The organism is Clostridium psychrophilum (genome assembly GCF_018861705.1).
Lineage (GTDB): Bacteria > Bacillota > Clostridia > Clostridiales > Clostridiaceae > Clostridium_AD > Clostridium_AD psychrophilum.
Genome location: NZ_JAHLEC010000109.1, coordinates 1 through 10,635 on the forward strand (window position 1 = coordinate 1; position 10,635 = coordinate 10,635).

General features: G+C 29.2%; 9 protein-coding genes. 4 read left to right on the forward strand and 5 right to left on the reverse strand.

Annotated elements, in window-relative coordinates; genetic code table 11:
• The first annotated feature begins 176 nt into the window (after nucleotides 1-176).
• The 3 genes from KPL38_RS15925 (at nucleotide 177) to KPL38_RS15935 (ending at nucleotide 2,743) form a co-directional block, all read left to right on the forward strand.
• The gene (locus KPL38_RS15925) at nucleotides 177-653 is read left to right on the forward strand and encodes a DsrE/DsrF/DrsH-like family protein (RefSeq protein ID WP_216290144.1); all 477 of its coding nucleotides are present in this window, start codon (nucleotides 177-179) and stop codon (nucleotides 651-653) included.
• Between the two features lie 372 nt (nucleotides 654-1,025).
• Nucleotides 1,026-1,925 (forward strand): polysaccharide deacetylase family protein, encoded by a 900-nt coding sequence (locus tag KPL38_RS15930; RefSeq protein WP_216290145.1) that lies wholly within the window; start codon nucleotides 1,026-1,028, stop codon nucleotides 1,923-1,925.
• Nucleotides 1,926-2,035: 110 nt separating this feature from the next.
• Nucleotides 2,036-2,743 carry a tetratricopeptide repeat protein gene (locus KPL38_RS15935; protein WP_312884250.1) on the forward strand — a complete coding sequence of 236 codons (708 nt, stop codon included), beginning with the start codon at nucleotides 2,036-2,038 and terminating at the stop codon, nucleotides 2,741-2,743.
• A 48-nt stretch (nucleotides 2,744-2,791) separates the two neighbouring features.
• Here the strand turns inward: KPL38_RS15935 and KPL38_RS15940 are convergent, their stop codons facing one another.
• Both KPL38_RS15940 and KPL38_RS15945 read right to left on the reverse strand, forming a co-directional pair.
• On the reverse strand, nucleotides 2,792-3,724 hold the full coding sequence (locus tag KPL38_RS15940) for an AEC family transporter (protein ID WP_216290146.1): 933 nt from the start codon (nucleotides 3,722-3,724) through the stop codon (nucleotides 2,792-2,794).
• Between the two features lie 184 nt (nucleotides 3,725-3,908).
• Nucleotides 3,909-5,081, reverse strand: coding sequence for a pyridoxal phosphate-dependent aminotransferase (locus tag KPL38_RS15945; RefSeq protein WP_216290147.1), 1,173 nt, complete (start codon nucleotides 5,079-5,081; stop codon nucleotides 3,909-3,911).
• A gap of 346 nt (nucleotides 5,082-5,427) precedes the next feature.
• Here KPL38_RS15945 and KPL38_RS15950 point away from each other — a divergent pair, with 346 nt between their 5' ends.
• A complete protein-coding gene (locus tag KPL38_RS15950) occupies nucleotides 5,428-6,726 on the forward strand; it encodes a lactate racemase domain-containing protein (RefSeq protein ID WP_216290148.1) in 1,299 nt (432 codons plus the stop codon).
• Nucleotides 6,727-6,777: 51 nt separating this feature from the next.
• Here the strand turns inward: KPL38_RS15950 and larE are convergent, their stop codons facing one another.
• The 3 genes from larE to KPL38_RS15965 all read right to left on the reverse strand — a co-directional run bounded on the left by larE (nucleotide 6,778) and on the right by KPL38_RS15965 (nucleotide 10,449).
• Complete coding sequence (larE, locus tag KPL38_RS15955) at nucleotides 6,778-7,617, reverse strand: ATP-dependent sacrificial sulfur transferase LarE (protein WP_216290149.1); 840 nt, start codon at nucleotides 7,615-7,617, stop codon at nucleotides 6,778-6,780.
• A 210-nt stretch (nucleotides 7,618-7,827) separates the two neighbouring features.
• Nucleotides 7,828-9,900: a penicillin-binding transpeptidase domain-containing protein gene (locus KPL38_RS15960; RefSeq protein ID WP_216290150.1), complete on the reverse strand. Its 2,073-nt coding sequence runs from the start codon at nucleotides 9,898-9,900 to the stop codon at nucleotides 7,828-7,830.
• Nucleotides 9,901-10,209: 309 nt separating this feature from the next.
• Nucleotides 10,210-10,449 (reverse strand): CDGSH iron-sulfur domain-containing protein, encoded by a 240-nt coding sequence (locus tag KPL38_RS15965; protein WP_216290151.1) that lies wholly within the window; start codon nucleotides 10,447-10,449, stop codon nucleotides 10,210-10,212.
• Nucleotides 10,450-10,635 lie beyond the last annotated feature (186 nt).

A 10,635-nucleotide genomic window follows, 5' to 3' on the forward strand; every position in this document is an offset into this window, starting at 1 on the left:
CTCCTGAAGATCTATTCGAAGCACAATTAGATATAATTTATGCAGCATAAGTAAATTCAACGATTTAAGTCATAAATACAAATTGGTTCAACTTGTTATTGCAATTGATCTAATTATTATTAATACGAATAAATATAGAGTTATAAACACAGACTAAATAAAAATGTGGTGTAATAATGGATAAAAAGCTGAGCCTTATAATGTTTAGTGGCGAATATGACAAAGCTTTAGCTGGATTAATACTCGCAAATTCAGCTAAGGAATTAGGGATGGAAGTATCTATGTTTTTTGCATTTTGGGGTCTGCTCTTATTAAGAGACCCTAATAAAAATATAACCAAAGACAAATCATCACTTGAGAAGCTTATGGGTGCAATGACTCCCAAAGGTCCAGATGAACTCCCCCTATCCAATATGAACTTTAGTGGATTCGGTAAAAAAATGCTTGAAGCTATGATGAAGAAGGACGCAACCCCAACTCTTTCAAAATTTCTAGAGGGTGCTGTAAAAAAAGGAATTAACTTATATGGTTGCAAGCTTTCAATGGAAGTTATGGGGTTTAAAAAAGAAGAACTCATTCCAGAAATTAGAATCATAGATGCCAAAGATTATTTAAAGGATGCTCTTGAAACCGATATACAATTATTTATATAAATTCTCATAAATGAAATATAGCTCTATTAGATACTTGGTATTATAAAGCATCTAATAGAGTTTTTCATAGTTTATCATATTCCGTTTTTCCTTATGATTTTTAATAACAATAATGTCTTTATATTTTTTCATCAACATATCCAAATAAAACTTCATTTCTATAATATTTGTTGTAAAATATTTCAATAATTAAAAATCGAGATATTTATTATACCATTTATATATAAACTTTAATAAAAAATAAGATTAGAATCATATTAAAATATGTAATAAGAAATAAATTTTACTATATTAAATACTCATATTTTGTTATATTATATAAGTATATGGATATTATAATAATAAAAATAAATAAAGAAACTGGAGTGTGTTATGAAACTAAATAAAAATCTACTTAAGATAATTGCAATTGCTATTTTAATAGGAATTATAGGCTTTATTTATAATTTTAACAATTTAGTAACCCCCACAAAAAATACAAATGTTGATACGCTAAATAACGCAAAAAAAGTTAGTGTAACAAAACAAGAGAAACTTTCTAAATCACAGAAATTAAATAAGCTTTCTGTAAACACTAATACAAAAACAGCCAAAACTGTTTATATGGACAAAAATAGTAAAATACCAATTCTTATGTATCATTCTATTAGTTATGAAAAAGGAAATACACTAAGGATTCCTAAAGAAACTTTTAGGGAGCAAATGAAATATCTTAAGGATAATAATTATACAACATTAACATTAGATGATCTCTATAGTTATATGAAATCTAATAAGTGCCTTCCAAAAAAATCCATAGTCATAACTTTTGATGATGGTTATAACGATAATTACACAAATGCATATCCTATATTAAAAGAATTTAATTTAAAAGCGACTGTATTTGTAATTACAAATACCATCGATAAAGATAAAAATTATTTAACTTCCAACGAAATAAAATTAATGGATAAAAATAACATGCAAATAGAAAGTCATACTGCTGCACATGATCACTTAAGTACAATTTCTTATATATCTGATGTAAAAACAATGACAATAGCTAAGTCCAAATTAGAAGGTATATTAAATAGGAAAATAAATTACATAGCATATCCATATGGAGAATACAATTATGACACAATAAAGGCAGCAAAAAAAACGGGTTATACCCTAGCTTTTTCAACAGAATATGGTTGGATAAATAAAGATAATAATATTTATTCGTTAGGTAGAATCTTTGTTAGTTCCAGCTATAATATAGAAAAATTCAAATCAAAACTAAAACAATAATACACTATATAAAAACTCATGTTTTATATTATGTAATTAATTCGTTTATGTATTCTACTCTAAGAAAATATCTTACTTAAAATATTGTTATAAGGAAATAGGTGAAAAATGTGAAATCAAGACTGTTTAAATTAATTGCTATAGCTTTTGTAATACTGGTTGTTGTAGGTATTAAAATGGTTGTTAATAATTCATTAAGGAGCAATAATATAAAAAATAGTAATGTTATTGCTCTTAATAATAAAACTAAAATAAATTCTAATAAAAATAAAGAAATAAAAAAACAACAAACTACAAATGCTCAAATAAAAAGGCAAAAACAAATAGACTTAGAAAAAACGTGGAAAATAGGTTATGACCAATTTTTTAAACAAGAATATAAACAAGCTATCTCAACACAAAGACAGGTCATAAAAGAAGATCCCAATTTTTACAAAGCATATGCTGTGGAAGGAATTGCATTAGCCTACAGCGGCAATTTTAATGAAGGCATGAAACAAATTGACCACGCCTTAAAACTTAAACCTAATTATGGATATGGAAGGTTTAATAAAGCATTAGCTAATGAATTGTTTGCTAACTATGATGAAGCTATTAAATGGTATAAAAAAGATTTAGAAGTTGAAAATTACGAATGGAGTTATTATGGCATTGCTAGTATTTATGGACGAAGAGGTGATGTAAAAAATGCTATAAAATATTTAAAATTAGCTATTGATATTAGCCCCAGTATTAAAAATACCGCAAAAAATGAAAAAGATTTTAATAATGTGCGCAAAAATAAAGAATTTAGCAAATTAATTTCTATAGGTAATTAATAAAAATGCTTTAGCAATTTTTTGCTAAAGCATTTATTCTTTGTATTTTTATAATAAAGCCATTAGAACTGGGATTACTATTAGAGTTCCTATAGTTGAAATTGCTATCATGAGGGATGCAAAATCGTAATCTGAATTATAAGCTCTTGAAATTATAGCTGAATTGGCCATGACAGGCATCGCCGCCTGTATAACAAATACGGAACTCATAAGATGTGGTATATGAAACATAGGTGCGATCAGTATTACTAATACTGGTGAAATGACAAACCTACCTATTAATACCCAAATAATATCCAGACTAAATTTTACAGATTTTATATTTACTAAATAAATGGAAGCACCAATAAAAAACATAGATAAAGGTGTTGTAATATTTCCCAAATTTTTACTCGTATCCATAAGAAATAATGGCAATTTAATATTTAATAACACCAAACCCATTCCAACTAAAAAACCCATCAACGGAGGAGATAATATTTTTTTTATAATATCAATTGGGGAAAATTTTACTGCTCTTTTATTTCCATCTTTAGTTATCTCATATACACCTAAAGTCCAAAAGAATGTAGTATTAGCTATATAATAAAGTAACACATAAGGCACACTTTTTTCTCCAAATAATGCTAAATTAACTGGAAGTCCCATAAATATAGTATTCGAATTGAAAAACATGGATACAAATAATCCACGTCTATTAATCTTAACTTTTACAATTTTAGCAACTAACTTAGCAATAACAAAGCAACTACCTATTGTTACAAATGGAACTGTTAATCCACTAGAATCCGCTATAAGCATTTTTTTTGTAAAATTGCTTAAAATTGTGTTAATCATCATCATTGGAAGTGAAATATTTATAACTATAGTTGTTATTAAATTAATCGCCTTATCATCAATAAATTTTTTATATGCTAAGAAATAGCCTATTGCGATCATTATTATTATACTTAATACACTTTGATCTGCTGCAAAAAACATGCAAGCTCACCCCAAATTTTAATTATCTTAATTAATTTCACCATATTTTATGAGTGCTTACAATAAATAAGCCATCACCTTTTATGTATTTTAGCAATTATGATAAAAGGAACTTTTAGCATACACATCACTATTTAATACTTTTTCTATACTTCATTTGGACTCAACCTTTTAAATTTTTCACTTATAACCTTAAGCCTTTAGCCTTATATTTTAGTGTTGAAAGACGATTAAGTGCCTCTTTTAGTGTGTCTGTCTTTTTAGCAAAATGAAACCTTATCAAATGGTTAACATCTTCTTTAAAAAAGCTTGAACCAGGAACTGCAGCAACACCAACTTCTTGTGCTAACCACTCACAAAATTTTATATCGTTAGTTGATCCAAATTCTGATATATCAACCATTATATAATATGCACCTTGTGGAGTTGTATATGTTAATCCTATATCATCAAGCCCTTTTAAAAATAAGTTTCTCTTTTCAGTATAAATTTTTTGCAGCCCATAATAATAACTGTCATCAAAATTCAATGCTGTCACCGCAGCTTCCTGCAGTGGTGACGCTGCGCCAACTGTAAGAAAATCATGAACTTTTTTTGCAACATCAATAATTCTTTCAGGTGCTATAATATAACCTAGTCTCCATCCAGTAATAGAATATGTTTTTGATAAAGAACTACAAGATATAGTCCTTTCAGCCATATTGGGTAGTGACGAAATATATGTATGCTTGAATGGTGCATAGATTATATGTTCATAAACCTCATCGGTAATAACAAAAGAATCATATTTTTTTGCTAAATCAGCAATTATTTTTAGCTCATTATAAGTAAATACTTTCCCAGTTGGATTAGAAGGATTACACAGTATTAATGCTTTAGGTTTTTGCTTAAAAGCATCTTCTAATTCAGTTGCGTCAAAATTAAAGTATGGTGGTTTAAGTGACACAAATATTGGCTGTGCTCCTGCTAAGAAAGCATCGGCAGTATAATTTTCATAAAATGGTGAAAAAACTATAACTTTATCCATCGGGTTACAAACAGTCATCATTGCTACCATCATTGCCTCTGTACTTCCACACGTTACGACAATCTCACTGTTTGCATCAATACTTCTCCCCATAAATTTTGACTGTTTTCTTGCAAGAGCTTCTCTAAAATTCTGAGCCCCCCAAGTAACAGCATATTGATGAGGTCCTTTGCTTACAACTTTACTTAAAGAATTAAGCAATTCTTTAGGTGGATTAAAATCCGGGAATCCTTGAGAAAGATTAACTGCATTATATTTATTTGAAATTCTTGTCATTTTTCTAATAATAGATTCAGAGAAAAAAGAAGTTCGGTTACTTAAACTTGGCATATTACACTTCCTTATAATTTATTTTTGATAACTATTTTTTTAAATTGCCTTAACTGTTAACTCAATTTTCTGCATATTCTTAAAAAAGCTACTCTCCTATAAAGAAAGTAGCAATTTCTAACTTTAACAAGCAATGAAATTTTCCATTATCCTTATAGTTTAACCTCACCCGTATAATAGTCCATACACTCTTTATAAGTTTTATTCATTTATTATTATATAGTATATTACTCCTAAAAATGATTGTCAATATTTTGTTTATGTCATTTTACTCACTTCATCCATTGACATAATTTAATATATACTGTTTAATATATAGAAAGAGAAAACACGGGAGGTCAAAATCATGAGAGAATTTGAATTGAAACAAGGACACGGCACTGTTAAGTTTTCTATTAATGAAAAAAATATTATTGGTGTAATTGATAATACTCTTTCAAAAAATTCTAGTACTGAAGAAGAAGTAATAAAAAAAGCATTACAAAACCCTATAGGTAGTCCTAAACTTAAAGAAATAGTAACTGCAGGTGAAAGCATTTGTATCGTCTTACCAGATATCACTAGGCTATGGCAAAAATCTGCTATATATCTACCAATCATTGTAGATGAACTTTTAGGAGCAGGAATAAGAAAAGAAGATATATTATTTATTAGCGCTACCGGCTCCCACCGAAATCAAACTGAGGATGAATACAGACAATTACTAGGCGACAAACTTTATGGAAAGTTTAACATAATTGATCATGATTGTAATGATCAAGATAACCTAATTTATTTAGGTAAAACAAGCTTTGGAACACCCGTCTCTATTAACAAAAAAGCTATGAACTGTGACCATATTATAATTACTGGTGGCATAGTATACCATTTTCTAGTTGGTTGGTCCGGTGGTAAAAAATCAATTCTACCTGGTATCGCTTCCTATGAGACAATAATGGAAAATCATGGTCTCTCACTTAATGAAAATTTAGGTGATGGAACTCGCCCTGAAATTAGATGTGGGAATATAATTAATAACCCTGTGCATCTTGACATGGAAGAAGCTGCTTCCTTTGTTAAGCCAAGTTTTATGTTCAATGTAATTATGGGTAGTGATGGTAATATCTCCGCAGCCGTTGCGGGCAATTATCTTAAAGCTCATGAACAAGGAAGAAAATATGTTGATCAGTCAGACAGTTTTACTATAAAAGAAAAAGCCGATCTAGTAATAGCAACAGCAGGTGGTTTCCCTAAAGATATCAATTTTTATCAATCTTCAAAACTTTTAATGAATTCAAGAGAAGCTGTAAAAAAAGGTGGGACTATTATTGCATTAACAGAATGTAGTGAAGGGCTTGGAGGTAATGATGAAGTAAGATCTATGCTTATGAACTATAATACCTTAATTGAAAGAGAAGAAGCATTAAGAAAATGTTATAGTATATCAAAACATGTAAGTGTACTTGCATGTGAAACAGCTCATAATTTTAATCTTATTCTAGTTTCTAATTTAGATCCTAAATTTCTAAAAAATACAGGGATTAAAATAGTTCGAACTATAGATGAAGCATTAGATTTAGCCTATAAACAAAATGGTAGAAATCTGAAAACATTTATTATGCCCCAAGGAGCAAATACTTTACCCAAACTTCTACCTAACAAATAAATTAGTGTTTTATTGTTTTTTAAATATGTAAATATAAAAAAACTCTTGATATTAATCAAGAGTTTTTACTGAATTCTTTTCTTCTTCACTAAGCACTTCATTCATACTTCCAGTTCTATATCCTAGCAAATCAAGAGTTACATATTTAAAACCAATAATTTTTAATTTATTTGCAACCTTATCCATAATTTTTACGTCAAAAAATTTATTTCTTTCCTCCACATTTACCTCAATTCTTGCTATGTCACCATGATGTCTTACTCTTATTTGTCTAAATCCTATATCTAATAAAAACTGTTCTGCTCTTTCTACCATACTTAATTTCTCAACTGTTATCTTATTACCATACGGAAATCTTGAAGATAGACATGCAAATGCTGGCTTATTCCAGGTAGGCACACCCAGTCTCTTTGACATTGTTCTAATGTCATTTTTTGTAAATTTAGCATCCTTTAGTGGGCTAATAACTTCTAATTCTTTAGCCGCCTGCATGCCTGGTCTATAATCTGAAGTATCATCCAAATTAGACCCATCCAAAACAGCATTTATGTTGTTATCATCTGCAACCTTTCTTATTTTCGAAAAAAGTTCTTTTTTGCAATAATAGCATCTATTAACTGGATTACTAGCAAATCCTTCAATTTCTAATTCTTCAGAAATTATAACTATATGTTTTGCACCTATACCTTTGATATATTTAACAGCCTCTTTAAATTCTCTTTCTGGGTATGTTGTTGACTTTGCCGTAATTGCTATAACTTTATCACCCAAAACATCAGATGCTACCTTCAAAAGGAATGTACTATCAACTCCACCTGAATATGCTATGGCTACGCTTCCTAACTTTCTAAGATTATCCTTTAGCTTTTGAAACTTTAAATCTAATTCCATATTATATCCTCCTTGTCTTATAAATACTTATATTATTTACGATATAAATATTTTACTATATTAAATGTAACATAATATTTAACTTTTGAATATAATAATATGTTTTTAATTTAATTAAATAATAAATATTAATGATCTTTTATAGACCTCAAATAAGCTAACAATCTCCTTACAAGTAAATTCCTAGCTTATTTAATTTCTCATTAATGCTTATTTTATTGTTCTCTTTAAGTAATTTTCTACTACTCCTTTTACAATAGGAACCACATGGTGACTCTCACCTGTATTTTTAACATTCTCTATAAGCATCGATACTACTATTTTAGGATTATCTGTATTCATACATACAAACCATCCGTTCTCCTCTGCAGTAATATCCTTAGCACTTTTTTTCATTTCTGCAGTTCCAGTTTTACCTGCAAGATTTATGCCATTAATTTTTGCCTCATGACCTGTACCATTCGAATTTTCTATAACTTGAGTAAGGTCATCTTTTAAAATTTTTGTACTGTTTTTAGATATTGCATTAGCCTTCCAGACCTTAGATATTACCTTTGCATTAAATTTCTCAAGTGTTGGAGACATAATACTTCCATCATTAACAACTGCACTATAAGATAATGCAAGCTGAATTGGACTCATTAGTACCTCCCCTTGACCATAACCAGTATCTGCTAATGCTATATCGTTTTTAATGCTACCATTATTAGCTACTTGTGATATTGCTATTGGATAATCTATAGGGAGCTTTTCACCTATTCCAAATTTTTTAGACCCCTTAATGAACTTTTCCTTACCTATCTTAAGTGCTGATTTTGCAAAGTATATGTTGTCTGAATATACAAAAGCATTCTGTAAATTTACTGACTTTATTTTGTCACTAACCCTAGTAACCATAGAAGTTCCCCAAGATTTATCTGGTTGCCATTCTAATCCTGGTATATTCATAAGTTCCGCAGGCTTTATCATTCCTTGATCTAAACCAATTGCCGCTGTTATTAGTTTAAACGTAGATCCTGGAGAATAAGTAGACTTAAATCTATTTTTAAATGGCTCTTTAGCTGATTTCCATGCTGCTATTTGAGTATTAGATTTATAAGTTGTATATGCATTAGAATCATATGACGGAGAACTTACTAAAGCCAAAACTTCTCCATTCTTTGGATTTATTGCAGAAGAAGCACCTGGCTCTTTTTTCATACCTTTATATATACTTTTTTGAAGTTCTGTATCTACTGATAACGTTATATTTTCACCAGCTTTAGATGGTTTCTTAAGAATGGTATCTTCCTGGATTTCTATCCCATCCTTTTGCCTTGATATATAAATTGTTGCTCCATTTTCACCCTTAAGTCTTTTTTCATAGACTTGTTCAAGACCGGCCTTACCAATTAAACTTGATGAACTATACCCCTGGCCAGCTTTCTTTGCTAACTCTTCAGCAGTTATTGGAGCACTGTACCCAATTAATGACCCAAATGCTTCCCCCCCTGGATATATTCTACCTTTAGGGCTCATGTGAATTACACCTTTAATTTTCATAACTGCTGCAATTTTCTCTTTTTCAGTGCTTAATATATTAATAATTGGTATAAACTCCTTAGGATTAGTATTCGCTTTTAGTTTATTTTCTATAATTGATGTATTAATATCTAATATCTTAGCCATTTGTGTTATATTAATGTCTTTATTTTTAACAAATTCATTTGAATTTACTCCAAGAGTAACAATTGTAGAATTTATTGCAAGTGGTTTTTTATCTCTATCATATATTTCTCCACGTGTAGCGGGTTGAGACGTTATTTTTACCTTGTCTCCAACCTTCATGCTGGGAAATATCATCTTTTCATTCCAGACTATTGTCCATTTTGTCTTGTTATTAACCTTTTCCTTTACCATAGTAGCTTGATACCCCGTAGTTTTTAATTTACCTGCTGCAGTATTCATAACTATTGAAAATGGTATGTTTATAGCTTTTTTTGTACCATCCTTAATTTTGTCTTCATTTTCAATATTAATAGATATATTTTTTGCTTCTATTCCCTGGTATATAGCATTGTATTTATCTACAAATTGTTTTTCAGTTATTTTTTCCTTAGTTTCAACTGAAAGCATGCTATACATTGTTTTAAAATCCTGATTTACCCACTTATTCTTATATGTATCAAAAGCTTTAGTTGCACTATCCGCTTTGGTATAAATGTTAAACAAAAATGCTGCTGCTACTATACATACAATACCCAGTATTGTAAAAAGAGTTATTTTTAAGTGTTTTTTTGACATATCTACATCACCCCTTACTTATTATATCACTTGAAGCATTTAGTTAACTAGATAGTATTTTCATTCTTTTGTTTTAGTAAATAATTTGCGTTAATTTTCTATACTATTAAAATTATTAATTCATAAATCAGTTAAGAATCCACATCATAATAATTCATCTAAAATCTTTTTTCACTTTTTAACTAACATAAAAATACCCCGCAATCATAGTTTTATTATCCTATAATTGGGGGTACTTTGCAATATATGTTTTTTAAGTTCAAATTACATTACATATACTATTAAAATAATATGATTACCTCTTACATATTAAAGTCCCTTATGGGTACCATCACAAAACGGAGGATTTTTAGTATGTTTACATGCGCATAAATATGCTGTTTCATCCTTTTCAGCAGTAAATACTAATGGTGTAAATGAAGTTCCTTTATGCGACCCATCACAAAATGGTTGCTTAGCACTTCTGCCACATGAACACCAATAATAAGTTTCTCCTTTTTTAACACCAACAGCAATAGGTGCTTTTTGGCTAACTTTAGGTTCTTCCATATACAACACTCCTTTAATTTTGTTAATAGCTCTAAGTATTTATATTTCTATTCAATTAAGTGTATTATTTAATGCAATCGAGTAGGAGCTAAATAATTAGTTTATTTAGCGACCTCTCACACCACCGTGCGTACCGTTCGGTACACGGCGGTTCAATAGAAATTAATGTTTTAATAAATATATTTC

Bases quoted from the DNA above. Each gene is read 5' to 3' on its own strand.
- KPL38_RS15960 (WP_216290150.1), bottom strand. From the start codon at position 9,900: ATGTCAAAAAAACACTTAAAAATAACTCTTTTTACAATACTGGGTATT.
- KPL38_RS15950 (WP_216290148.1), top strand. From the start codon at position 5,428: ATGAGAGAATTTGAATTGAAACAAGGACACGGCACTGTTAAGTTTTCT.
- KPL38_RS15965 (WP_216290151.1), bottom strand. From the start codon at position 10,449: ATGGAAGAACCTAAAGTTAGCCAAAAAGCACCTATTGCTGTTGGTGTT.
- KPL38_RS15940 (WP_216290146.1), bottom strand. From the start codon at position 3,724: ATGTTTTTTGCAGCAGATCAAAGTGTATTAAGTATAATAATAATGATC.
- larE (WP_216290149.1), bottom strand. From the start codon at position 7,617: ATGGAATTAGATTTAAAGTTTCAAAAGCTAAAGGATAATCTTAGAAAG.
- KPL38_RS15930 (WP_216290145.1), top strand. From the start codon at position 1,026: ATGAAACTAAATAAAAATCTACTTAAGATAATTGCAATTGCTATTTTA.
- KPL38_RS15945 (WP_216290147.1), bottom strand. From the start codon at position 5,081: ATGCCAAGTTTAAGTAACCGAACTTCTTTTTTCTCTGAATCTATTATT.
- KPL38_RS15925 (WP_216290144.1), top strand. From the start codon at position 177: ATGGATAAAAAGCTGAGCCTTATAATGTTTAGTGGCGAATATGACAAA.